General features: G+C 76.7%; 11 protein-coding genes. 5 read left to right on the top strand and 6 right to left on the bottom strand.

Features of this window, described 5'->3' with window-relative positions:
* Nucleotides 1-454 precede the first annotated feature (454 nt).
* Nucleotides 455-2641 (top strand): hypothetical protein, encoded by a 2187-nt coding sequence (locus tag AC067J_RS22625; RefSeq protein ID WP_478301876.1) that lies wholly within the window; start codon nt 455-457, stop codon nt 2639-2641.
* Between the two features lie 110 nt (nt 2642-2751).
* Here AC067J_RS22625 and AC067J_RS22620 read toward each other — a convergent pair whose 3' ends face one another.
* The 3 genes from AC067J_RS22620 to AC067J_RS22610 all read right to left on the bottom strand — a co-directional run bounded on the left by AC067J_RS22620 (nt 2752) and on the right by AC067J_RS22610 (nt 6202).
* Nucleotides 2752-3375, bottom strand: a complete 624-nt coding sequence (locus AC067J_RS22620) for a MarR family winged helix-turn-helix transcriptional regulator (protein WP_478301874.1) — start codon at nt 3373-3375, stop codon at nt 2752-2754.
* Nucleotides 3376-3577: 202 nt separating this feature from the next.
* The gene (locus AC067J_RS22615; protein WP_478301872.1) at nt 3578-5749 is read right to left on the bottom strand and encodes an MMPL family transporter; all 2172 of its coding nucleotides are present in this window, start codon (nt 5747-5749) and stop codon (nt 3578-3580) included.
* 60 nt (nt 5750-5809) lie between these two features.
* Nucleotides 5810-6202, bottom strand: a complete 393-nt coding sequence (locus tag AC067J_RS22610) for a hypothetical protein (protein WP_478301870.1) — start codon at nt 6200-6202, stop codon at nt 5810-5812.
* A gap of 320 nt (nt 6203-6522) precedes the next feature.
* Here AC067J_RS22610 and AC067J_RS22605 point away from each other — a divergent pair, with 320 nt between their 5' ends.
* The gene (locus AC067J_RS22605; protein ID WP_478301868.1) at nt 6523-7065 is read left to right on the top strand and encodes an RICIN domain-containing protein; all 543 of its coding nucleotides are present in this window, start codon (nt 6523-6525) and stop codon (nt 7063-7065) included.
* Nucleotides 7066-7199: 134 nt separating this feature from the next.
* On the opposite strand, the gene AC067J_RS22600 is transcribed toward AC067J_RS22605, so the two are convergent.
* The 3 genes from AC067J_RS22600 to AC067J_RS22590 form a co-directional block, all read right to left on the bottom strand.
* The gene (locus tag AC067J_RS22600) at nt 7200-7565 is read right to left on the bottom strand and encodes a hypothetical protein (protein WP_478301866.1); all 366 of its coding nucleotides are present in this window, start codon (nt 7563-7565) and stop codon (nt 7200-7202) included.
* 239 nt (nt 7566-7804) lie between these two features.
* The gene (locus AC067J_RS22595; RefSeq protein WP_478301864.1) at nt 7805-9448 is read right to left on the bottom strand and encodes a M12 family metallopeptidase; all 1644 of its coding nucleotides are present in this window, start codon (nt 9446-9448) and stop codon (nt 7805-7807) included.
* Between the two features lie 255 nt (nt 9449-9703).
* On the bottom strand, nt 9704-12826 hold the full coding sequence (locus AC067J_RS22590) for a phosphocholine-specific phospholipase C (RefSeq protein ID WP_478301862.1): 3123 nt from the start codon (nt 12824-12826) through the stop codon (nt 9704-9706).
* Between the two features lie 551 nt (nt 12827-13377).
* Between AC067J_RS22590 and AC067J_RS22585 the strand changes: the two genes are divergently transcribed.
* From AC067J_RS22585 to AC067J_RS22575, 3 genes are all read left to right on the top strand, one after another.
* On the top strand, nt 13378-16758 hold the full coding sequence (locus tag AC067J_RS22585) for a non-ribosomal peptide synthetase (protein WP_478301860.1): 3381 nt from the start codon (nt 13378-13380) through the stop codon (nt 16756-16758).
* Between the two features lie 102 nt (nt 16759-16860).
* Nucleotides 16861-22707 (top strand): amino acid adenylation domain-containing protein, encoded by a 5847-nt coding sequence (locus tag AC067J_RS22580; protein WP_478301858.1) that lies wholly within the window; start codon nt 16861-16863, stop codon nt 22705-22707.
* Nucleotides 22704-25910 carry an amino acid adenylation domain-containing protein gene (locus AC067J_RS22575; RefSeq protein WP_478301856.1) on the top strand — a complete coding sequence of 1069 codons (3207 nt, stop codon included), beginning with the start codon at nt 22704-22706 and terminating at the stop codon, nt 25908-25910. The genes AC067J_RS22580 and AC067J_RS22575 overlap by 4 nt, the downstream gene beginning before the upstream one ends.
* The last annotated feature ends 46 nt before the right edge of the window (nt 25911-25956 follow it).

The following is a 25956-nucleotide window of genomic DNA, read 5'->3' as shown; positions in this document are numbered from 1 at the left end:
ACGGCGGGGACGAGGACACGTGCGGAGGCAGGGCGGGGACAGCGCGCGGGCGGAGGCAGGGGCGGGGTCGGCCGCGCCGTACCGGAACGGACGGCTCCCCCGATCGGCGCAACCATCACATGATCGACTCGTTGGACCCTCCGCCACCATCCATCTCACGGCTCGGGAGGGCACGTTGCTGCGACGGAACGCCGGCGGACCGGCCCGGCCGGACGAACCCACTGCGGCGGACCGGGCCGGGCGGCGCGACCGGGGCGGGGACCGGGCCGGGGACCGTCTCCGGGACCAGGTCAGGGGCCGGGTCGGGGGCCTCGGCGGGCAGCCCGACCGGAACTCGCAGCGGGGCGGGCACACACCCCCGGGCGGGTACCACCCGCAGCCGGACCGGTCCGGGCGGCCGGACGGGGCCGCCCGGACCGAGGGCGGCGGACGGCCGGAAGGAGGCGGACGGACGGTGGCGCTGGCCGAGGCCGCGCTGGTCCGCCACTACCGCCGGCTCGTCCGGCTCGCCTACCTCGCCCTGCCGGCCGACCGGGACCGACACAGCCGGGTGCTCGCCGCGCACTCCGCCGTCCAGCAGGCCCTGCCGTACCGCCGCCCGCGGCCTGCGGCCCGCCCCGGTGCGGGCCCGACCGGGGGCGACCCCACCGGCAGCGCGCCGGTCGGCACCGGCCGCGCCGGAGCCGATCCCACCGGATCCGTCCCGGCCGACGGCGGACCGGCCGGGGGCCGCTCGACCGACGGCAACCCGACGGCCGACGGCTCGACCGACGACGGCTCGACCGACGGCCGCTCGACCGGGGGCGGCGACCCGCTCTACGACGCGCTCCGGCTGAGGGTGCTGCGCGCCGCCCTCCGGCCGCGCCCGGCGGGGCGGCTGCTGGCGCCCCGGGTCTGGGGCCTGCGGCTGTTCACCCCGACCGGCGGCGAGGAGGACGCGGCACTCGACCGTGCGCTCGCCGAGGCCGATGCGCCCGTCCGGGCCGCGTTCGCGCTCCTCGCCGTCGAGGGGGTCCCCCCGGGCCGGGCGGCCGGGGTGCTGCAACAGGCCGGGGTCGCCCACCCCGACGAGGCCGTGGACCGGGCCTCCCGGCTGCTCGCCGAGCACGGCCCCGCCTCGGCCGCCGGCGGCACCGCGCCCGGTCCGGCCGCCTTCGACCCGTGCGCGGTCCGCGTGCAGCCCACCGACCTCCTCCGGCGCCGCCGGGCGCTGGGCGCCGCGCTCGCCGTCGCCGTGCTCGCGCTCACCACCACAGCGACCGTCCTGACCGGCGCCCCGGCCGACGACCTCCCGCCGACCGGCCGCGCGCTGCCGCTCCCCCCGGCGGGCGACTCCGCGGGCGACTCCGCAGGCGACTCGCCGGACGGAGTGGCGGGCGGGGCGGCGGCCTCGGCGGCCGACCCGGCCCGGCTGGTCCGGGTGGCGGCGGACCGCTGGCAGCGAACCGCCCGGGTCGACCTCTCGGTCTGGCCGGCCCGGGGCGACCGCCTCGCCGACACCGCGCTGCTCGGCCGGGCGCTCACCGCGTGGGCCCGGACCGGACCGCAGCGCCGGACCGAACCGGGCACGGCCGCCGCACCGCCGGCCGGCCCGCCACAGCTGCTGTTCGCCGGGACCGTCGACGGCACCGCCGTGGTGGTGTTCTTCGACGGCCTGCGGATCGCCCGGTGGACCGACGGCCGCGGCGGCGGGCTGGACCTCGCGCGGGCGGACGGCTCCTCGGTCACCACGGCAGCGGTGGTGCTGCGCCGCCAGGGGAGCACCGCCCGCTACCTGCTCGCGCCCTGGGTGGAGGCCGCCGAGAGCCGCAGGCTCGACCAGCCCGACGCCCCCGCCCGCCCGGTCGACCGGCCGAACGGCGTGACGGCCGCGCTGCCCGCACCTGGCGCCCCTGCGGCCGTTCCCCCGGCCTCGACCCCGACGCCCGCGACGCCCACGGCACCCGCGGCACCCGCAGCGCCCGGAGCCCCGTCCCCCCGGACCGCCGCGGCGGCGCCCGCCACCTGTCAGGGCGCCACGGTGCTCCAACTGCGGTCCTCCCCGGTGATCGCCGAGAAGCACGCCTTCCTCCTCGCCGACGTCGGCGGCCTCCTTCCCGCCCATCTCACCTACACACCGCCACCGGACCGCACTCAGCCCGCCGGGGCACCGCGCGAGGCGGTCGGTGCGGACGCGCTCCAGGCGTGGGCCCGCGCGGGGTGCGCCGTACCGGACGGCACGCCCGGCGTCCGGCAGCTCAACCTGTGGACGTTCGCGGTCCAGCAGCTGCCGCAGAACGCGGGGGCCGCCGCGTGGGTCTGCCTGCGCGCCGACCGCTGGGACGGCGAGGGCAGCTCCGCGACGGCCGTCCTGCTGCCCGGGGCCCGGACCGCGCAGCGGACCGGCGGTGGACCGGGCCGGGCGTGCAGCCGGTTCGAGCAGGACACCGTCGGCTGGACGTGGTGGCGCTCCCCGCAGGGCACCGAGTACCTGCTGGCCGCCGGAAGCCGCCGGACCACCCGGATCGCCGTCAAGGGCCCGGACTGGGCCGCCGACCGGCCGGCACCGGACCGCACCGTGGCCGTCGAGCGCCCGGGCCGGAGCTCCGTCACCGTGGAAGCCGTCCTGGACGGCGGCGGCCGCATCGCCCCGCAGCGCTGAGCCCGACCCGGCGGGTGCAGGCCGCGGAAGGCCGGGGGCGCCGAGGGTTCGACCGGCGGACCGCCCACCATCGGGCGGCCGGGCCGAGCCGGGCCGGCCGCCTGCGGCGCTCAGCGCGAGTGCCGGAGGTCCTCCAGCTCGCCGGTGATCCGCCCGAGGAAGCGCGCCACGGCGGCCAGCTCGGCCGGGGTGAACTCCCCGCGGACCGCCTCCGTGCGACGCGCGACCGGCGCGAACCACTCGGCCGCCATCCGCCCCGCGCCCGGCAGGTAGTGCACCACCACGAGACGGCGGTCGGCGGCGTCCCTGGTCCGGCGGACGTGGCCGACCCGCTCCAGCCGGTCCAGCACGGCGGTGACGGCCCCGGAGCTGAGGCCCAGCTCCTCGCCGAGCCGCCCCGGGGTGATCCCGCCGGGGTCGCCGGCCGGGCCGGGCGCGGCCCGCATGACCGCCAGCAGCGCCTGGACGTCGGTGGTGTGCAGGCCGCTGGCGGCGGCGAAGCCGTGGCCGAGCAGGTGCATCTCGGAGGCGAGGTCCTGGAGCAGCCGGCCGAGCGCCGGGGCGTCGGACGACGGGTGTCCACCCGTCGGCGGCGCGGACGGCGGGGCGGACACCCCGGACGGCGCAGCGGACGCCCCGGTGGACGGCCCGCCGAACGACCCGTCCGTCGGCCCGCCGGAGGGCCCGCCGGTCGGCGGGGCCGTGCCCGGGTCCTTCTCCTCCTGCTCGGGCAAGGCCGCTTCTTCCGGTCGGGTACGAGGTGGTACGGGGGTACCGGGCGTACGGGGATGACAACCCGTTCAGCCTAACGGTGCCGCCCCGGCGCGCGCTGTCGGACGCGCGCCGGGGCGGAGGGCTCGGTCCCACGCCCCGGTGGGCCGGCCGTCGGACGCCCCGCACCGTCGGTCACACCTCGCCGTCGGACGCACCTCGCCGTCAGACACGCTCCGCCGTCGGCTCCTGCGCCGCCGGGCGCGCGGCCGTCCGCCCGGTCCGGGCCGGCCACCAGACCCGGTCGCCGAGGTCCCGGACCAGCGCCGGCACCAGCAGCGAGCGCACCAGCAGGGTGTCCAGCAGCACGCCGAAGGCCACGATGAAGGCGATCTGGGCGAGGAAGGCCAGCGGGATCACGCCCAGCGCGGCGAAGGTCGCGGCGAGCACCACACCCGCCGAGGTGATCACCCCGCCGGTGGCGGTGAGCCCGCGCAGCACCCCCTCCTTCGTCCCGGTGCGCAGCGCCTCCTCCCGCACCCGGGTCATCAGGAAGATGTTGTAGTCGACGCCGAGTGCCACCAGGAAGACGTACCCGTAGAGCGGCACCGACGGGTCGACGGCGGAGAAGCCGAAGACGTGCGGGAAGACCAGCGCGCTCACGCCGAGCGTGGCCAGGTAGGAGAGCGCGACGGTGGCGGCGAGCAGGAGGGGCGCCAGCAGCGAGCGCAGCAGCAGGACCAGCACGGCGAGGACGCAGAGCAGCACCACGGGGGTGATCAGCGTGCGGTCGCGCCCGGCGGTGACCCGGGTGTCGTACTGCTGGGCGGTGTACCCGCCGACCAGCGCGTCCGCTCCGGGAACGGCGTGCACGGCCTGCCGCAGGCGCTGCACGGTGGCGATCGCCGCGTCGCTGTCGGCCGGGTCGGCGAGCGTCGCCTCCAGGCGGACCCGGCCGTCCACCACCAACGGCGCGCCGCCCGCGCCACCCGGACCCCCCGGGGCGCCGGCGGTGACGGTGCGGACGGCGGCCACGCCGGGGACGGCGGCGGCCACGGCGACGGCCCCGGCCCGGTCGGCGGCGGCGATCACCACCGCGGGGTTTCCGCTGCCGCCGGGGAAGTGCGCGGAGAGCAGCCGCTGGCCGGCCGCCGAGGGCTGGGCCTTGACGAACAGTTCGCTCTGCGGGACGCCGCCCGCGTCCAGCGCCGGGGCGAAGGCGGCCAGCGCGGCGAGCACGGCCAGGCTGCCCGCCCACAGGGCGCGCGGGCGGCGGGCGACCAGCGCGGCGATCCTCCCCCAGACGGCGTGCACCGGCGCCCGGCCGTCGGCGGCGGGCCGGGCGGGCCAGTACGCGGCGCGGCCGGCCAGCAGCAGTGCGGCGGGAAGGAAGGTGAGTGCGGAGAGCACGGCGCAGCCGATGCCGATGGCGCCGACGGGGCCGAGGGCCCGGTTGTTGGTCAGGTCGGAGAGCAGCAGGACCAGCAGGCCGAGGGCGACGGTGGCGCCGGAGGCGGCGATCGGTTCGACGGACTGGCGCCAGGCGGTGCGCATGGCCGCGAACCGGTCGCCGTGCAGGTGGAGTTCCTCGCGGAAGCGGGCGGAGAGCAGCAGGCCGTAGTCGGTGGCGGCGCCGATGACCAGGATCGACAGCAGGCCCTGGATCTGGCCGTCGACGGTGACGAGGCCGTGGTCGGCGAGCAGGTAGACCAGGGCGCAGGCGACGCCGAGGGCGAAGACCGCGCCGAGGATGACCAGCAGCGGCAGCAGCACGCTGCGGTAGACGGCGAGCAGGATCAGCAGCACGACGCCGAGGGCCACGCCGAGCAGCAGTCCGTCGATGCCCGCGAAGGCGCCGCCGAGGTCGGCGAGGATCGCGGCCGGGCCGGCCAGGCCGACGGTGGTCTCCGGTACCCGCGCGGCGAGGTCGCGGACGGCCCGGACGGTGTCGCCGGTCTCCCGGCCGAGGTCGGCGCGCAGCTGGACGACGCCCTGCAGCGCGCGGCCGTCCGCGGCGGGGACGGCGGGCGAGACCTTCCCGGTGGCGCCGGGCAGGGCCGCGGCGGCCTGGAGGGCGCGTTCGGCGGCGGCGCGGCGGGTGTCGTCGACGGGGCCGGTGCGGCTCTCCCAGACGACGACGACCGGCATCGCGTCGGTGGTCCGGAACGCTTCGCCGAGGCGGGCCGCCTCGGTGGACTCGGCGCTGCGCGGCAGGAAGGCGGCGCGGTCGTTGGTGGCGACCTCGCCGAGCCGGCCCGCGTAGGAGCCGAACGCGCCGCCGAGGCCGAGCCAGACGACGAGCAGGACGAGCGGGACCAGCAGGCGCAGGCGGCGCCGGCCGCCGGTCGGGGCGGCGGGCGGGGCGCTCGGCGGCGCGGTGGGGCGGGCAGCGGGCATGGCGGGGCGCCCTCCGGACAGGGGCGGACGGTGGTCAGCCCGGATCATATCTCTCGATCATCAAGAGACTTGACCGGTGGAGAGATCGCGACCGGGCGCCAGCAGGCCGGCCACGGAGAGGGCGCCCCAGCCGACCGAGACCGCGACCGCCATGACCCGGTGCCGGCGGGCCGGGAGGGCGGTGGCGAGCAGGACGGCGTCGCCCAGGTCGGAGGCGATCCGGACGGCGGTGGCGGCGCGGAGGGCGGAGTCGTTCGGCGCCAGTGCCATGGCGAGGCCGCAGGCGGCGTCGCGGAAGGCGAGCGGGCGCAGGCAGGCGGCGAGGCCGGCGGGGAGCGTGCCGTCGGGAGCGGTGAGGCCGGAGGGGCGGGCGAGCAGGGCGGGACGGCGGGCGACGGCGAGTCCGTAGACGGCGGTGGCGGCGCCGGTGAGGCGGAGCAGGCGCTGGTTCATGGCTGGCGGTCTCCCTGGGTCGGTGGCAGAGGTATTCGGGTTCGGGGGGTGTTCGGAGCCGTGGGCCGAACGGCCGGGCCGGGTTCCGTCGGGCTCCGGTGCCCCCTCAGTCTGCCGCCCGGGCGGGGGTGTTGCTCCGCCCGCCGCCGGTTCCCACCCGAACGGTCCGTCCGCCATCCGCCCCCGCCGGCCTCGGGCCCGCTCCGCGCGCGGGGGCGCCGCCCGGCCAGCACGGCAATCGAACGCCGATCCGTCGGCAATCCGACCGCCGGAACCTCGGGACGGCCGGCATCCCCGCCGGTCCAGGGAAGGAGCACCTCATGAGGAAGCTGCTCGGTACGACCGTCGCGGCCGCCGCGTTCGCCACGACGGCCCTGGTCGCCGCCGCCCCGTCCGCAGAGGCGGCGCCGGCCGGCTCGCTCGTCAGGAACCAGTACAACGGCCGCTGTCTCACGGCGACCGGCACCGGCAACGGCTCGGCGGTCCAGCTCTGGGACTGCGACGGCACGAACCGCAACCAGCGGTGGACGCTCGGCTGGATCACCAGCGCGAACGGCAGCGCGTACTACGAGCTGCGCAACACGGTGAGCGGCCGCTGTCTCGACGCCGCCTGGCAGGGCATCGACGGCAACGGCACCCCGGTGCAGGTCTGGGACTGCTACGGCGCCGGCCAGACCAACCAGCACTGGAGGTTCGCGCCCGCCACCAACCAGACCGGCGTCTACCAGCTGACGGTGCGGACCAACGGCCGCTGCCTGGACGGCGCGTACGAGCAGATCGACCGGAACGGCGGCAAGACCCAGCTGTGGGACTGCTACGGCGCCGGCCAGGTCAACCAGTTGTGGCAGCTCGTGTCCATCTGACCGTCCGCACGACCCGGCCGCACGACCCGGCCGCACACCCGGGCCCGCACGCCCGGGCCCGCCACCCGCCCGACCGCACAGCGGCCCACCGGTCCCGCACCGGTGGGCCGCCACTGCCGGTGGGCGGGCGGGTGTCAGGCGACCCGCTTGATCTGCCAGGAGTTGTTGTTGAAGCTCGGCGTGACCGAGTAGCGGCAGCCGCTGCTGTAGAAGGCGCTGACCTCGACCCAGCCGGACGGCGGCAGCGCGGACGCGCAGACGTTGACGGTCGTGCCGACCGGGTAGCCGGTCAGCTGCATGATCCTGTGGGTGTTCGGGCTGAAGCCCGGGCCGCAGCCGTAGCTGTTCCACCACTGGACGTCGGCCCAGCCACTCGGGGGGAGCTGGCTGCCGCAGATGTCCTGGGTGTCACCCGGGGCGGCGTGTGCGGTGGTCGCCGTGAGGGTGAGTGCGGCGGCGGCAGCGCCGATCGTCAGGGCTGCGGCGCGGAGACGGGACACGAGGCGGCTCCTCTCGCGGGTGCGGGCGGTCCGCACCGGCCCCCCTTTCCTACTGGTGACGGGACGGGTGCGGACAGTGAGTTTCCGGACCGTCCGCCGTGCCCGCGTCCCGTTTCCGCCTGTTGACAGCCCGTCGGCACCTCCGGTCCCACCTGCACCACTGGCACCACCGGCGCCACCGGCCCCGCCCGCACCTTCGCCGCCAGGAGCAGCCGTCTCCCGGGCGCGGTGGCGGCCGGTCACCTGATGCGCCACACCCGGAAGCGGCCGCTGTCCGGCTCCCGGTCCAGCACCGCTGCGCCGCCGGGCAGGACCAGCAGCTCGTGCCCGGTGCGGACGGAGGCCCAGGTGCCCCGGGTGGTGGGCGCGCCGGGCAGCGGGTCGGCCCGGCCGGTGAGGGCGGGGTCGTAGGCCCAGACGCGGTAGCCGCCGGTGGCGGGCTCCCAGTCCAGCACCCGGTCCGCCGAGAGCGGCACCAGCTCGTGACCGGCCCTGATGCTCCGCCAGACACCGGTGACCACCGGCTCACCCGGGAACGGGTCCCCGGTCGCCGCCGGGTCGTACCGCCACACCCGGTAGCCGCCCGTGGCCGGCTCCCAGTCCAGCACCCGCCCACCCCCGAGCACGACCAGACGGTGCCCGCCCCTGATGCTCCCCCAGGTGCCCTCGGCGACGGGCTCACCCGGGAAGGGGTCCCCGGTCGCCGCCGGGTCGTACCGCCACACCCGGTAGCCGCCGGTGGCGGGCTCCCAGTCCAGCACCCGGTCCGCCGAGAGCGGCACCAGCTCGTGACCGGCCCTGATGCTCCGCCAGACACCGGCGGCCACCGGCTCACCCGGGAACGGGTCCCCGGCCGCCGCCGGGTCGTACCGCCACACCCGGTAGCCGCCCGTGGCCGGCTCCCAGTCCAGCACCCGCCCACCCGCGAGCGGGATCAGACGGTGCCCGCCCCTGATGCTCCCCCAGGTGCCCTCGGCGAGCGCCGGGCCGGGCAGCGGGTCCGGGGCGTACATCGCGTACGCCGCCTCGACGTCCCCGCGCGAGAGGGCGGTGCGCTGGCCGATGGTCACCCCGGGGCGGCGGGGGACGACGGTGTCCCCGCGGCCGTTGGTGAACGCGTCGGCCGGGTAGTGCATGATCGAGCCGTAGTCGTACGGGCCGGCGTCGTCGCCGTCGCTGATGTGCTGGTCGAAGTTGCCCGCGCGGCCGGACTGCACGTTCTCCGGGTGGACGGTCACGTGGGCGTCCCGGTCCTCGCGGCTCTGCTCGTGCCAGAGACCGACGCTGTGCCCGATCTCGTGGATGACCGTCCCGGTGTTGCTCGCCGAGGGGTTGATCGTGATCCTCCGCTCGCCCCGCCCGTGCCCGACCGGGGAGGAGCCGCCCACCCCGGGGTCTGTGGAGACGGTGAAGCGGACGTAGTCGGGGTGGCGGCGGGCGTCGCGGGGCACCAGGCGGACGGGCGTCCGCTCGTTCCAGTGCCGGATCGCGGCCGGCACCGTGGTGCTGCTCGTCAGCGAGGAGTCGATCACGTACGGGACGACGCCGTCCGGCCAGCGCACGCCGCGGCCGGTGACCACCACCGCGCCCTCCTGGGGGTCCGACCCGTCGGGCGGTGTGCGGAGCTCCTCGACCGGGCCGAGGTCGATGTCCCCCTCGAAGTACGCCCGCCCGGCCCGGACGGTGACCGTCACCTCGCGCGGGCCGAAGGTCTCGCCGCTGATCCACACCGTCTCGGTGACCGGACCGGATCCGCCCTCGAACGGCGGCCGGTAGCAGGACCTGCCCGCAGCTCCGGTCCCGCCCGCTCCGCCCGCTCCGCCCGCTCCGGCGATGTGTCCGGCCCCGGCCGCTCTGCCGTCCTCCGCCGTCCGGTCCCCCATGGTGGCCCCCTCGTGCTCGCACTCGCGTCCCGGCCGGTGGGTCCCGGCCGCGGTGCCGGTGCTCCCCGTGCCCGGCCGCACCAGGGTGGCCGCCCGCCCGGGCCGCCGGAAGGCCCGGGCCACCGGCGCACGAGGCGTTCGCCCGGGCCGCCGGTGCGCCCCGGAGTGCGGACGGCCCGCCGGCACCCCGGGTCGGGGGGCCGGCGGGCCGTCGGGCCACCGGGCTGACGTGCCACCGGCCGACCGGTGCCGGGTTCAGCCGGTGATGGGCTCGGTGTCGAGGCGGATGTGGTCCACGGCCCAGAACCAGTTGTTGCCGGCGTCGTACATCCGGAACTTCAGGGTCACGCTCCGGGCGCCCGCCGGGACGGCGAACTGCCGGGTCACGAAGGCGTTCTGGACGTCCTTGCCGGCGTTGTCGTTGCCGGTCGCGTCGGAGCTGTAGTGGACGAGCCGGGTCTCGGTGCCGTTGTCGAACACGGCGGTGACGGCCGCCTTCTGCGGCGCCTCCTGGCGGTAGTGCGAGTCGAAGGCCAGGTGCAGGGTAGTCGCGCCGGCCGGGAGGGCCACCGCGGGCGAGACCAGGGTGGAGTCGAAGACGCCCTTGCGCGACGGCGCGCCCGTGTCGTCCCAGTCGTCCGGGTCGGCGACGGCCAGGATGCCGAGGCCGCGGGTGAAGTTGCCGCGCTCCTGCCCGGCCGGGGTGGACCACTCGCGCTTGGTGTGGAACGTCCAGCCCTGGAGCCGGACGGTGCCCTGCGGCATGGCCGGCGCGTTGACCACCGACCACCCCTGCGGGGCCTGCGGCGTCCAGCCGAGGACGCCGGAGACCGGCTGGAGCGCCCCGGCCAGCGACTCGAAGTCCTCGCCCAGCAGGTGGCCGGCCATCACCGGCGCGGTGCGGGCGGCGAGTTCGCCGTCCGCGACGGCGAACCGGTCGCCGGCCAGCGCCCGGGCGGTGACCAGGATCCGGTGGGTGGCGCCGTCCGGCAGCTGGGCCGGCGGGGTGACGTCCCACTCCGCGGTGGCGCTGGCGCCGGCGGCGAGCGCGGCGGGCGGCGCGGTGACGGCGGCGACCGTCCAGCCGGCCGGGACGACCGGCTGCGCCTCGATCGAGGTCAGCGCGGCGGTGGCGGTGAACTTGGCGGTGACCCGGGCCGGGCGGCCGGGCAGCAGGATCGCCTCGTCGATGGTGGTCGACGCGGCCTTGAGCGCGACGTCCAGGGCCAGCGGGTCGGCGAGGCCCATCGCCGGGTCGGTGAAGAGGTGCTCGCCGTCCCACGGGAAGCGGCCGGCGATCCGGCGGCGGAAGGAGAGGTCGCCGCGGACGCCCACCGCCACGTCGTACCAGCCCTCGGGGCAGACCTTGACGTTGACGGTCTTGTCGTCGCCCGCCGCGACCCGGACCTCGCGCAGCCCGTCGCCGTAGGCGAGGTCGCCGACCAGGAAGGTCTGGGCGGTGCGCGAGCGGTTGATCACGTCCACCTCCAGCACCTTGCCGTTCTGCTCCTCGGAGAGCGAGATCTCGTAGGCGGAGGCGGTGTCGCCGCGCAGGTGCCAGAACGCGCCGTCGGGCCCGTGCACCCGCAGGTCGTAGCCGTCCGCGCCGACCGTCCACACGTCGGAGAGGCGGGACTTGGCGCCGACCGTGTAGTGGCGCGGCGCGCCGCCCGTGGCGGGGTAGACGGCGAGGACGGCGCCCTGCTTGCCCTGGTTGACGAAGTCGACGGTCAGCTGGTCGCCCTTGAGCTTCGGCTTGACCAGCAGGTTGTACGGGGCCGGGCGGGCGGCGCGGGTGCCGCGCTGCTGCTGCGGGAAGGCCTGCGGGTTGGGCACGGTCGGCGCGGGCAGCTTGCCGGTGTCGACGACCTTCTGCCGGTTGCCGCTGGTGTCGGGCAGCTGCGGCCACCGCGGGTCGCGGCCGGAGAAGTCGAACAGGTTGGTGAGGTCACCGCAGACCGACCGGCGCCAGGGGCTGATGTTGGGCTCCTGGATGCCGAACCGCTGCTCCAGGAAGCGCAGTACCGAGGTGTGGTCGTAGACGGTGGAGTCGACGACGCCGCCGCGGGTCCAGGGCGAGACGACGATCATCGGCACCCGGACGCCCAGGCCCATCGGGTACGGGCCGGAGACCCGGGTCTCACCGGCGGGGAGCGTGTCGGACCAGGTCAGCGAGCCGTCGGCGGCCTTGACCCGGTACTTGCCCTCCTGGCTGACCACCCGGTGGTAGGTGGAGCCGCCCTTGCTCACCCGGACGACGACCTCGCCGTCGACCGGCACGGTGGACTTGCCGCGCCCGGCGGCCAGCGGCGGCACGGGCGGCAGCTGGTGGTCGAAGAAGCCGCCGTGCTCGTCGTAGTTGAGGATGAAGACGGTCTTCTCCCACACCTCCGGCTTGGCGGCCAGCGCGGCCAGCAGCCGGGCCGTCAGGTGCTCGCCGTTCGGCGGGGCGTGGTTGGCGTGCTCGGAGAGCGCGGCGGGGGCGACGATCCAGGAGACCTGCGGCAGGGTGTCGGCCTGGATGTCGGCGGCGAAGGCCTCGACCAGGGCGTCGCCCATCGCGAACGGGTCGTTCTTCTTCGCCGGGTCGCCGACGGCGCGCATGCCGCGCTCGTACAGCGGCTCACCGGGCTTGGCCTTGACGAAGGGGGCGAACCAGGCGAGCGCGTTGTCGTCGAAGTTGTCCAGCGCCTGGTAGGTCTTCCAGCTGACGCCGGCCTTCTCCAGGCGCTCGGCGTAGGTGGTCCACTCGTAGCCGCCGGGGATCTCGGTGTTGTCGGTCACCGGGGTGTCCCGGACGGTGCCGCCGCTGGTGCCGGTCATCAGGTGGTCGCGGTTGGTGTTGGTGTTGCACTGCACCGACGCGTAGTAGGCGTCACAGGTGGTGAACACCGAGGCGAGCGCGTTGTAGAAGGGCATGTCGGCGGGCTCGTAGTAGCCCTGGCCGAGCCAGCCGCCGGAGCGGCGGGTGACCGAGCCGTCGGCGCGGCCGTCGTTCCAGGCGTTCATCGAGTCGACGAAGCCGAAGGCGGGGGCGCCCTGCTGGTAGGCGTTGGTGTGGGCGGCGTTCATCGGGAAGGGCAGCAGGTAGCCCTCCTTGCGGCTCGGGTCGGGCTGGTGGAACACCGAGCGCCCGTTGACCCCGCGCACCGCCGTCCGGTCGCCGAAGCCGCGCACGCCGGGCAGCGTGCCGAAGTAGTGGTCGAAGGCGCGGTTCTCCTGCATGAACACCACGACGTGCTGGATGTCCGCCAGGCGGCCGGGCTTGGCCGGCGCGGCGAGCGCCTCGCGGACGCTGAGGGGGAGGGCGGACAGCACGGCGGCCGCGGCCGCGCCACCGAGCAGGGTGCGGCGCGACAGTTCGGGCTTCGGACTCATCGGGGGTGACTCCTTGTACACGGGCACTGGGCCTCCGTTCGGCCCAGACCCGTTATGTCTATGGCTCCGAGATGGACGGCAACGGACCGGTTCGATGGCGCTCCGATGACGGACAGTGAACCCAGAGCTGTACAGACAACTTGGCCCGACTTGACGCCGCCCGCACCACCCCCCGCCGCGGCGTCCGGCCGGGCGTCCGCACCGCTCTCCGACCACGGCCCAGCCGACCCGCGACAGAAGGTAGTTGACGAACCGTCGACCGGCTCCGGCCAGGTCGTGGACAACCCTTGACGAGGCATGTGGTCTGTGGAAATCTCACGGCAGGTCCAGGCCAATGATCTTCTTTACGGGGGAGAGGATCGGACCGCCTGACGCATCAGGGGGGAAACCTGGGAGTCGGGTCGGCCTTGCCAGGGCGGCCTGCCGTCCGGTCCGAGGAGCGGGCCGGACACCACTCGGCAGCCGCGCCGTCCGCCCGGGCCGCATCGCCGCGGCCCCCGCTCGGACGAGCGTCCCGCAGCTCCGTCTCCGACTCCCGAATCGAGCACGCCATGTCCGACTCCCCCGCCGCACCCGGCCCTGTCTCCCTCCCGGAGGAACCCGCGAGAACGGCGCCCGCGAGCAGCGCGCCTGCGAGCGCCGCACCTGCGAGCAGCGCGCCCGTCCTGGACGCACCCGCCCTGGGCGCGCCCGCCCCGGACGCGCCCGCGCGCGCCGCCTCCCCGGCCCAGCACGGGATCTGGCTGACCAGCAGGCTGACCTTCACACCCGAGGCCTTCCACCTCGCCCTGCGGTTCTCCTTCGACCGGATCGACACCGGCGCCCTGGAGCGTGCGGTCACCGCCACCGTCGCCCGTCACCCGGCGCTCGCGGCCGCCCTGGTCGAGCGGGACGGGCTGGTCCGCCAGGTCCCGGCCGAACGACCGCCCGCCCTCACCGTCGTCGACGCGACCGCCGAGAACGGCGAGGCCCTGGCCAAGCGGCTGGCCGAGGAGATCGCCCTCCCCTTCGACCTCGCGGCCGGACCGCTCTCCCGCTTCACCCTGCACCGGCGGCCCGACGGGGCGGCCGACCTGCTGGTGGTGGCCCACCACGCGGTGTTCGACGGCACCTCCAAGGACGTGCTGGCCGCCGACCTCGCCGCCGCCTACGCTGCCGCGCACGACGGCGGTACGCCCGCCGCGGCGCCGGGCTCCCCCGCCGACCCGCCGGCCGGCGGCGGCCCGCCCGCCGACCCCGGGGCCGTCGACCGGGCCGCCGCGTTCCACGGCCCCCGCTGGACCGCCGCCACCGACCCGGTCCTGCCGCACGGCCCCCGGGCCACCACCGACGCCGGGCCGGGCGAGGCCGTCACCTGGCGGCTCGACGGCCCCGCCCACGCCGCCCTGGCGGACGCCGCACGCACCGCCGGGGTGACCGTCTTCGAGTTCCTGCTCGCCGCGCTGCACGGCCTGCTGCGGCGCTACGGCGGCGAGGCCGTCCCGGTGGCCGTCCCCTTCTCCACCCGCCGCCCGGACCAGGCCGGCGAGATCGGCCTCTTCGTCAACGAGCTGCCGGTGTACGCCCCGACCGGCGCCGGGGACGACAGCACCTTCGCGGAGTACGCGCGGGCCGTCCGCGCCGAGGTCCGCCTGGTGTCCGCCCACCGCACCGTGCCGTTCGGCAAGGCCGTACCCGGGCTCACCCCCCGGGCCGGGCTGGCCCCGGTGTCCTTCGGCTACCGCCGGCGGACCACCGCCGACCCGGTCTTCCCGGCCGCGACCACCCGGGTCGACTGGACGGTGTTCCACCACGCGTCCCGCAACACCCTGCACCTCCAGGCGGTCGAGGACACCGGGGCCGTCGCGTTCTCCCTCCAGTACGACCCGGCCGTCCTCCCGGCCGCCGGCGCCCGGCGGATCGCCGGCCACCTCGCCACCCTGCTCGCGGGCGCCACCACCGACCCCGGGACCGTCCTCGGCGACCTGCCGCTGCTCGACCCGTCCGAGGAACACCTCGTCACGACCGGCTGGAACGACACCGCGCTCGCCTACCCCGCCGACCGGACCGTGCTCGACCTGGTCCGCGAGCGCGCCGCGGCCGCGCCGGAGGCCGTCGCCGTGGTGGCCGGCGAGGAGCGGCTGACCTACCGGGAACTCCTGCGGCGCGCCGACCGGCTGGCCGGCGCGCTGACCGCCGCCGGGGTCGGCCGGGACGACCTGGTCGGCCTGCACCTGAGCCGCACCGCCGACCTGCCGGCCGCGCTGCTCGCCGTGCACGCCGTCGGCGCCGGCTACCTCCCGCTCGACCCCGGCTACCCGGCCGAGCGGCTCGCGTTCGTCCTGGCGGACTCCGGCGCCGCCCTGCTCCTCGCCGACCGCGAACCGGCCCCCGAGGTGGCGGCCGCGGCGCCCGCGCTGCTGCGCCTCGCCGAGGCCGTGGGCGGGGCCGTGGGTGACGGGGCCGCCGGGGAGGGGGTGCGGGCGGGCGGCGCGGCCGCCACCGCCGCCGCGCCCGGCCGGCTCGCCTACGTGCTCTACACCTCCGGCTCCACCGGCCGCCCCAAGGGCGTCGAGATCGGCCACCGCGCGCTGGTCAACCTGCTCTCGGCCTTCACCGACCGGCTCGGCGCCACGGCCCGGGACGTCTGGCTCGGCCTCACCTCGCTCTCGTTCGACATCTCCGCACTCGAACTGCTGCTGCCGCTGGTCACCGGCGGACGGCTGGTCCTGGCGCCGGACGGCCTCGCCGTGGACGGGACGGGCCTGCGCGCCCTGATCGAGCGCGAGGGCGTCACCCACGTCCAGGCCACCCCCTCGGGCTGGCGGGTCCTGCTCGGCGCCGGACCGCTGCCGCCCGGCCTGACCGGCCTCGCCGGCGGGGAGGCGCTGCCGCTGCCGCTGGCCCGGGAGCTGCGGGCGGGCACCGACCGCCTCCTCAACGTGTACGGGCCGACCGAGACCACGATCTGGTCCACCTGCGCCGAGGTCCCGGCCGGGCCGGAGGCCGTGCGGATCGGCCGGCCGATCGCCAACACCCGCGCCTACGTGCTCGACCGGCGGCGCAGGCCGCTCCCGATCGGCGTGCCGGGCGAGCTGTACCTCGGCGGCGACGGCGTGGCCGAGGGCTACCTGGGCCGTCCCGAGCTGACCGCCGAGCGCTTCGTCGACGACCCGTTCGGCACCTCCGGTACCGCCGGCGCCGCCGGCACCCCCGGTACTCCCGGCACCCCTGGCACCCCCGGCGCCCAGTCCGGCCGCCCGGGAGGCCCCGACGCCCCTCGCGACCGGCTCTACCGCACCGGTGACCTCGCGGCCTGGACGGCGGACGGGGAGCTGGAGTTCCTCGGCCGGCTCGACGACCAGGTCAAGATCCGGGGCCACCGGATCGAGCTCGGCGAGGTCGAGTCGGCGCTGCTCGCCCACCCGGACGTCGCCGAGGCGGCAGCCGCCGTCCGCCAGGGGGAGGACGGCGAGCCGTTCGTGGCCGGCTACCTCGTCCCGGCGCCCTGCGCCGGTGCCCCGGACGCCGCCGCGCTGCGGGCCTTCCTCCAGCGGGCGCTGCCCGCCGCCGCCGTCCCCCAGCGCTTCGCGGTGCTCGACCGGCTGCCCCTGACGCCCAACGGCAAGCTGGACCGCCGGGCGCTGCCCGTCCCGCCGGTGCCGACCGGCACCCCGGCCGACACCGCCGGCGCGGCCGGGGCCGGGACCGGGGCCGCTGCCGGGGAGCACGACGAGGTGCTCGCCGCCGTGCTCGGCGTCTGGGCCGAGGTGCTCGGGCTGCCCGACCTGGGGCCCGAGGAGGACCTGTTCGAACTCGGCGGGCACTCCCTGACGATCATCCAGATCACCGCCAGGATCCGCGACCTGCTCGGTGTCGAGCTGGACTTCGACGTCTTCTTCGCGACCCCCACCCCGCGAGGCATCGCCGCGGCCGTCCGCGAACTGCGCTGACCCACCCGGGCGGCGCGCTTCACCGCGCGCCGCCCTCCGATCCCGCGACGGACCCGCCCCACCGGCACCGCCGCCCCCGACGTGCGCCGAAATGGAACACCCATGACCGACACCCAGGACCCCGCCGCCGGGCTGTCCGCGACCAAGCGCGCGCTGCTCGCCCAGCGGCTGCGCGCGGCCGCGGCCCCCGCGAGAACCGTGCCCGAGCGGCCGACCGGCGCCCTCCCCCCGCTCTCCAGCGGGCAGGAACGGCTCTGGTTCATGGACCAGTACGCCCCGCAGTCCACCGCCTACACGCTCGCGCCGGCCCGCCGGCTGCGCGGGCCGCTCGACCGTCCGGCGCTCGACGCCGCCCTGACCGACCTGGTCGCGCGCCACGAGGCGCTCCGGATGACCTTCCCGAGCACCCCCGAGGGCACCGCGGAGGTCCGCATCGCCGAACCGGACCCGTGCACGGCCCGGTTCGTCGACGCCGGCGCCGACCCGGACCCGGCCGGACGCGCCGCCGGTGAACTCGCCGCGCTGGTCGCGGAGCCCTTCGACCTCGCCGCCGGCCCGCTGCTGCGCGCCCTGCTGGTCCGCACCGCGCCCGAGGAGCACGTCCTCGCGCTGGTGATGCACCACATCGTCAGCGACGGCTGGTCCCTCGACATCCTCAACCGCGAGCTGGACGCGCTCTACGCCCGCCACGCCCACGGCACCCCGGACGGTCTGGCCGCCCCCGTCGTCCGGTTCGGCGACTACGCGCACTGGCAGCGCGAGCGGCTGTCCGGCGGCGTGCTGGCCGCCTCCCGCGCGTACTGGCGGGCCGCACTCCGGGACGTCCCCGCCCTCGACCTGCCCACCGACCGCCCCCGACCGCCGGTGCTGACCTTCGACGGGGCCGCCCTGGAGTTCCACTGGGGCACCGAACTCGGCAGCGGCGTCAAGGAGTTGGCGCGGTCGTCCAACGGCTCCGCGTACATGGTGCTGATGGCCGCCCTGCAGACCCTGCTCGGCCGGCACGCCGGACGGCGGGACTTCGCGATCGGCTCGGCGGTCGCCGGCCGGCTCCACCGCGAACTGGAGGACGTCGTCGGCCTGTTCGTCAACATGCTGCCGATCCGGGCCCGGCTGGAGGGCGACCCGACCTTCGCCGAGCTGCTCGGCCGGGTCCGCGAGACCACCCTCGACGCGTACACCCACCAGGAGGTGCCGTTCGAGCAGATGGTGGCCGACCTGGAGGTCGAGCGCGACGTCAGCCGGGCCGCCGTCTTCCAGGTCAGCTTCGCGTTTCAGAACTACGGCGACCGCGCGGCCGGCAGCGGCGGCACGCTCCCCACGGGCGGCGGGCTCACCGGCGAGAGCTTCGGCCACGAGGCCGCCACCACCCGCACCGACCTCGCGCTCTACATGCGGGAGAAGTCCGACGGCGGCCTGTACGGGCTGCTCACCTACCGCACCGACCTCTTCGACGCCGCCACCGTCCGGCAGCTGGTCGAGCGCTTCGAACTGCTGGTCGCGGCAGCCGTGGCCGACCCGGCACGGCCGGTCTCCCGGCTGCCGCTGCTCACCCCCGGCGAGCGGCGGGACGTCCTGGAGAGCTGGGCCGCCGGACCGGCGCTGCCCGAGGCGGCCGGGACAGCCGAGGCGACCGAGGTGCCCGGCACGCTGACGGCGCTGCTCGCCGCCACCGCGCAGGCCCACCCGGAGCGCCCGGCCCTGGTGTTCGGGGACCGCACGGTCGACTACCGCGAGCTGGAGCAGCGGGCCACCGGCCTCGCCCGCCGGCTGCGGGCGCTCGGCGTACGGCCGGACGACCGGGTCGCGGTCTGCCTGGAGCAGTCGCCCGAACTCGCGGCCGCCCTGGTCGGCGTACTGAAGTCGGGCGGCGCCTACCTGCCGCTCGACCCGGAACAGCCGCCCGCCCGGCTCGCCCACCTGGTGGCCGACGCCGGCGTGCGGGTGCTGATCACCGACACGGCGCTGCGGGAGCGGTTCCCCGGGTACGGGGGCACGGAGCTGCTGCTCGACGCCGAGCCGGCCGACGGCGCCGCGGCACCGGCCGGCCCGCTCACCCCCGACGCCGGTCCGCTCGCCCCGGACCCCGGCCCGCTCGCCCCCGACGCCGAGCCGCTGGACGAGGCCTCCGGCCCGGACCACCTGGCGTACGTGATCTACACCTCGGGCTCGACCGGCACGCCCAAGGGCGTCGCCGTCCAGCACCGGCAGATCCTCAACTACCTGGCCGGCGTGCGGGAGAGGCTGCGGATCGAGCCGGGCGCCGCGTACGGGCTGCTGCAGTCGCTGTCCTTCGACTTCAGCATCACCATGCTCTACCTCGCCCTGACCACCGGCGGCCGGGTCCACCTCCTCCCCCGCCGGATCGCCGGCGCCGAACTCGCCGAGCAGATCGAGTCGCTGGACCTCGACTACCTCAAGATGACCCCGTCCCACCTGGCCGCGCTCGGCGCCGACGCCCCCATGGAGCGGCTGCTGCCGCGCCGGGCGCTGGTGCTCGGCGGGGAGGCCTCGGCCTGGCCGTGGGCCGCCGGACTCGCCGCCCTCGGCCGGTGCGCCGTCTTCAACCACTACGGCCCGACCGAGGCGACCGTGGGCATCACCGTCCACGAGGTCACCGCCGACGCCCACGGCCCGGGGAACACCCCCATCGGCACCCCGCTCGCCGGCGCCCGCTGCCTCGTCCTGGACGAGGAGCTGCAGCCGGTGCCGCCCGGCGTCACCGGTGAGCTGTACCTCGGCGGCGACCGGCTCGCCCGCGGCTACCTGGGCCGCCCCGACCTCACCGCCGAGCGCTTCGTCGACGACCCCTTCGGCGCGCCCGGCGACCGGCTCTACCGCACCGGCGACCTCGCCCGCTGGCGGCCCGACGGCACCCTCGACTACCTGGGGCGCGCCGACGACCAGATCAAGGTCCGCGGCTACCGGGTCGAGCCCGGCGAGATCGAGGCGGCCCTCACCGCCCTGCCCGGCGTCACCCAGGCCGTCGTGCTGGCCCGCGGCGAGGGCCTGCGGCAGGCCCTGGTCGGCTACCTCGAACACCCGGGGGACGGTCCCGCCCCGGCGCCCGCCGACCTGCGCGACGCCCTCGCCGAGGTGCTGCCGGACTACATGGTGCCGGCCCGCTTCGTCGTCCTCGACCGGCTGCCGCTGCTGGCCCACGGGAAGGTCGACCGCCGCTCGCTGCCCGAGCCCGAGGAGCCCGCCGCCACCGGCGAGTACGTCGAACCGGAGGGCGAGGAGGAGCGCTTCCTCGCCGGCCTCTGGGCCGAACTCCTGGCCGTCCCACGGGTCGGCGCGCTGGACGACTTCTTCGAACTCGGCGGCCACTCGCTGCTCGCCACCCAGGTGGTCGCGAAGCTGCGCCGCGCCTACCCCGGACTCCCCACCCCGGTCGGGGTGATGGACCTCTTCAAGTACCCGACCGTGCGGCGCCTCGCCGCCCTGCTCAGCGACCCGCACGCGGACCGCGGACCGCGCCGGCTGCTGCACCGGCTCACCCCGGCCGGACACCGGACCACGGCCAGCGTCGTCTGCACCCCGTACGGCGGCGGCAGCGCGCTCATCTACAAGCCGCTCGCCGACGCGCTGCCCGCCGACTGGGCGCTGCACTCGCTCGCCGTCCCCGGCCACGAGCTGGGCGAGGAGGCGATGGACATCGACGAGGTGGCCGCGCTCTGCGCCCAGGAGATCGTGGAGACCGTCGAGGGGCGGATCGTGCTCTACGGCCACTGCGGCGTCGGTGTCCGGCTGGCCGTCGAGATCGCCCGCCGGGTGGAGGCGGCCGGACGGGAGATCGAGGCCGTCCACCTCGGCGGGATCTTCCCGTTCGCCCGGCCGCGCGGGCGCGGCGCCGCCGTCGGCGAGTGGTGGGCCCGGGTGGCGGACCGGCTGCGCAGCGACCAGGGCATGATCAACGCCCTGGCGGCGGCCGGCCTGGACACCGACGAGGTCGGCGCCGAGCAGCTGCGCCTGATGGTCAGCAACCGCCGGACCGGCACCAAGGAGGCCGAGCAGTACTTCACCCGGCTCTTCGAGAGCGAGGACGGCCGGATCGCCGCACCGGTGATCGCCGTCTGCGGGGACCGGGACCCGGCCACCGAGTTCTACGAGGAGCGGTACCGGGAGTGGCACCGGCTCAGCGACACCACCGGCGTGGTGGTGCTCGACGAGGCCGGCCACTTCTACCTCAAGTACCGGGCCGCCGAGCTCGCCGAGATCCTGACCACCGTGCACCGCTCGGTGGCGGCCGGCGAGGAGGAGCGGCACCGGCCGCGCGCGGGCGCCACCTGGTGGCTCGCCGGGCTCTCCCGGGACGGCGCGGAACAGCCGGCCGGAGCCGCGGATGCCCCGGACACCCCGGCAACCCCGGACGCCGTGCGGTCGACGCGGACCTCGCGGGCGGCGGGCGCCCCGCCGGCGGCCCGGCCGACGATGCGGCGGTTCCTCGGCGTCGCCGCCGGCCAGCAGGTCTCGATGATCGGCTCGGCGCTCACCGAGTTCGCCCTGCCGGTCTGGATCTACCTGACCACCGGATCGCTCGCCCAGTTCGGCCTGCTGGCCGCCTGCGGCCTGGTGCCCGGCATCCTGGCCGCGCCGATCGCCGGCGCCGTCGTCGACCGGGGCGACCGCCGCCGGATCATGCTGTACGGCGACGTGGCGGCCGGTCTCACCCAGGCGGTGATGCTGCTGCTCTACCTGGTCGACGGCCTGGAGGTCTGGCACGCGTACGTGCTGATCGCGGTCCTCTCCACGGCGCTCACCTTCCAGCGGCTGGCGTGGAACTCGGCCGTCCCGCAGCTCGTACCGAAACGTTTCCTCGGCCGGGCCAACGGCATCGTCCAGATGGCCTTCGGGCTCGCCCAGTTCCTGGTACCGCTGTTCGCGGTCGGCCTGCTCGCCGCGCTCGGCCTCGGCGGCATCCTCGCCCTCGACGTCGCCAGCTACGTCGTGGCCACCGGGGTCACCCTCGCCGTGCGCTTCCCGGACGTGATGGCCGCCAGGCGGCGCGAGAGCGTCGCCGCCGAGATCCGGGCCGGGTTCCGGCGCGCGCTCGGCAGCCGGCACTTCCGCGCGATGCTGCTGTTCTTCGCGGTGCTCAACATCTTCCTGTCGCCGCTGTTCCTGCTCACCACCCCGCTGGTGCTCTCCTTCGCCCCGCTCGCGGCGGCCGGATGGGTCGCCGTCGCGGCCGGCCTGGGCGCCGTGCTGGGCGGCCTGACCCTGCTGGTCTGGGGCGGACCGCGGCGGCTGCGGCTGCGCGGCGTCCTGTTCGCCACCCTCGGCCTGGCCGCCGCCTGCCTGGTGACCGGCCTGCGGCCCTCGGTGCCGACCGTCGCGCTCGGCGCCTTCGGCATGGCCTACGCGCTGGGCCTGGTCAACGGCGTCTACGCGACGATCGTGCAGACCAAGGTCCCGCTGCGGTTCCACGGCCGGGTGATCGCGGTGAACACCATGGTCGCCTGGTCCACCCTGCCGGTCGGCTTCGCCCTGGTGGCGCCGCTCGGCCCGCGCCTGGTCCAGCCGTGGGTCGACGAGGGCGGCCCGCTCGCCGGCACCGTCGGACGCCTGATCGGCACCGGCGAGGGGCGCGGCATCGGCCTGCTCTACCTGCTGTTCGGCCTGGCGATGGCCGTGCTCGTGCTGGTCTGCCTCGCCGTCCCCGCGCTGCGGCACTTCGACCGCGACGTCCCCGACGCCGAGCCCGACGACCTGGTCGGCCTCGCCGCCCTCACCGGCCGCACCGACGCCGCCGACGCTCTCGCACCCGCAGCACCCGCAGCACCCGCACCCGCTCGTGCCCCCGCGCCGACGCCCGCACCGACCGTCACCCCGGCCGCCGTCACCGCACCCACCGTCACCGCACCCACCGCCCCCGTACCCACCGCCACCCCGCCCGCCGCCACCGCGGCCGCGCACCGCACCGGAACCGAGGCCGCCACCCGATGACCACCACCGACCGGACGACCGGCGCCGCCCGACCCACCGAGGCCGCCCACCCGCTCACCGAGGAGCAGCGGCGCCTCTGGTTCCTCCAGCAGCTCCACCCCGCCGACGCCGGCTTCAACATGTACCTCTGCCGCCGCTGGAGCGGCCCGCTCGACCGGGACGCGCTGCGCACCGCGCTCACCCGGCTGACGGAACGGCACGAGACCCTGCGCACCCGCTTCGCCCTGGACGGCGAGGCACCCGTCCAGCTGGTCGAGCCCGCCGCGCCGGTCCCGCTCGACCTGGTCGAGCTGGCGCCCGGCGCCGGTGAGCGGGACTTCACCGAGGCCTGCCGCCCGGCCGTCAACGCGCCGTTCGACCTGGCCGACCGGCCGCCGCTGCGCGCCGTGCTGATCTCCGCCGGGCCCGAGGAGCACGCGCTGGCCGTGGTGGTGCACCACATCGTCTCGGACGGCTGGTCGTTCCGGATCCTCTGGCGCGAACTGCTCGCCCTCTACCGGGAGGAGACCGGGGAGGCGCCGGCCGGTCTGGCGCCGCTCGCCCTGCGGTACGGCGACGTCGCCCGGGCCGAGCAGGAGCGCGCGGCCGGCGGCGGGGCCGAGGCGGCCTTCCGCTACTGGGCCGAGAAGCTGGCCGGCACCGGGCGGCTGCGGCTGCCCCTGGACCACCCCCGACCGGCCGAGCCGCTGCACCCGGCCGGGTTCGCCTCGGTGCGGCTGGACCCCGCGCTCACCAGCGCCCTGGACGGGATGGCCCGGCGCGAGCGCTGCACGCCGTTCATGGTGCTGCTGGCCGCCTACCAGTGCGTGCTGGCCCGCTGGACCGGCACCGCCGACTTCCTGGTCGGGACCCCGCTGGCGGGCCGCACCGAGGCCGCCCAGGAGGCGGTGGTCGGCTACTTCGCCCGGACCGGGGTGATCCGCGCCGACCTGACCGGGGAACCGGACTTCCGGACGGTGCTGCACCGGGCCCGGACCGCGACCCTGGGCGCGCTGAGTCACCAGGACGTGCCGGTGGAACGGCTCGCCGCCCACCTGGGCCTGCCCGCCGAGGCGGGCGCGGCGCCGCTGTACCAGGCGGTGTTCGTCCACCAGAGCCAGTACGACCTGGCCGGCGGCGACGGCGGGGCGGATCTCCCGGCGGGGGTGCGCACCGCGTCGATGGACTCCGGCTTCGAGCGCGCCAAGACCGATCTGCTGCTGGACAGTTGGCGGACCCCGGACGGGGGGCTGACGCTGTCCTTCTGCTTCGACCGGGAGGTCTTCGACGAGGCCACCGTCACGGCGCTCGGCGCGCGGTGCCGGGCTCTGCTCGCCGCCGTGGCGGAGGACCCGGCGCTGCCGCTGCACGGGGACTGGCTGATCGGTCCGGACGAGCGGGCCGAGTTGCTCGCCCTCGGCGCCGGTCCCGCCTCCGGGCCCGCGGCCCCGGTGCTCGCCCGCTTCGCCGAGCGGGTCGCCGCCGCGCCCGACGCCCCGGCCCTGGAATGCGACGGCCGCACCCTCTCCTACGCCGAACTCGACCGGCTGTCGTCCGAGTTGGCCGGTCGGCTCGGAGCGGTCGGCGGGCAGCTGGTGGCGGTGCGGATCGCGCCGTCCTTCGACCTGGTGGTCGCCCTGCTGGCGGTCTGGAAGGCCGGGGCCGGCTACCTCCCGCTCGACCCGGCCCACCCGGAGGAGCGGCGGCGGCTGATGCTCCGCGAGTCGGGTGCCGTCCTGCTGCTCACCGACGAGGGCGGCGCCGGACTCCGCGTCCAGCCGACGGCCGCCGCCCCCGCCCCCTTCTCCGCCCCCTCCCCCGACCTCTCCTCCCCCTCCTCCCCCGGGGAGGACCGCGCCGGTCTGGCCTACGTGCTCTACACCTCCGGCTCCACCGGCACCCCCAAGGCGGTGGCCGTCGGCCAGGAGGCGCTCGCCGCCCGGGTCGACTGGATGGCCGGCCCGGACGGCTACCGGCTCACGCCCGGCGACCGGATCGTCCAGTTCGCCTCGATCGGCTTCGACACCCACGCCGAGGAGCTGTGGCCGGCGCTCGCCACCGGCGCGTGCGTGGTCCTGCTGCCCGGCGGCGGCCGCACCCTGCCCGAGCTGCTGCGCGGCCCGGACGGGCCCTCCGTCACCGTGCTCGACCTGCCGACCGCCTACTGGGAGGAGCTGGTCTCGCTCGACGACCGGACCCCGTGGCCGGCCGCCCTGCGGCTGGTGGTGCTCGGCGGGTCCGAGGCACGTGCCGACGCCGTCGCCCGCTGGCGGGACCGCCACGGCGACACCGTCCGGCTGGTCAACACCTACGGCCCGACCGAGGCCACCGTCATCGCCACCGCCGGCGACCTCGGCGCCCCGGACGCCGCCCGGCGGCCACCGCTCGGCCGCCCCCTGCCCGGGGTCCGGCTGTACGTCCTCGACGAGCGCGGCGCCCTCCTCCCCCGGGGCGCCGAGGGCGAGCTGCACATCGGCGGCGCCGGCCTCGCCCGCGGCTACCTGGGCCGCCCCGACCTCACCGAAGCCGCCTTCCGCCCCGACCCGTTCACCGGGGAGCGGATGTACCGCACCGGCGACCGGGCCCGCTGGCGCGCCGACGGACAGTTGGAGTACCTCGGCCGCACCGACGAGCAGATCAAGCTGCGCGGCTACCGGATCGAACCGGCCGAGATCGAGGCCGCCCTGACCGACCACCCGGAGGTCGCCCGGGCGGCGGCCGTCGTCCTCGCCGGCCGCCGCCTCGTCGGCTACGCCGTCCCCGCCGCCGGCACCGAACCCGCCCCGGCGGCCCTGCGCGAGCACCTCGCCGGGCGCCTGCCCGCCTACGCCGTCCCGGACACCGTCGTCCTCCTCGACCGGCTCCCACTGACCCTCAACGGCAAGCTCGACACCGCCGCCCTCCCCGCCCCCGACCCGGCCGCCGCGGCCGAGTACCTGGCCCCGCGCACCGATGCCGAACACCTCGTCACCGAGCTCTGGCAGGAGGTCCTCGGCGTCCCCCGGGTCGGTGTCCTCGACGACTTCTTCGCCCTCGGCGGGGACTCCCTCCTGGTCACCCGCGTCGTCGCCCGCATCCGCGCCGGCGTCGGCCTGGAGGTCCCCATCCGCGACGCCTTCGAACTCTCCACCGCAACCGCCCTGGCCGCCCGCGTCGAGGAACTGCTGATCGCCGAGATCGAAGCCCTCAGCGAAGACGAGGCCGCCGACCGCCTCACCGACTGACCATCCGTCACGGGCCGAGAACCTCGGGCGTCGGGGGATCCACCCC

It is taken from the genome of Kitasatospora sp. NPDC042419, assembly GCF_056437345.1.
This window is presented reverse-complemented; position numbering and strand designations above follow the sequence as displayed.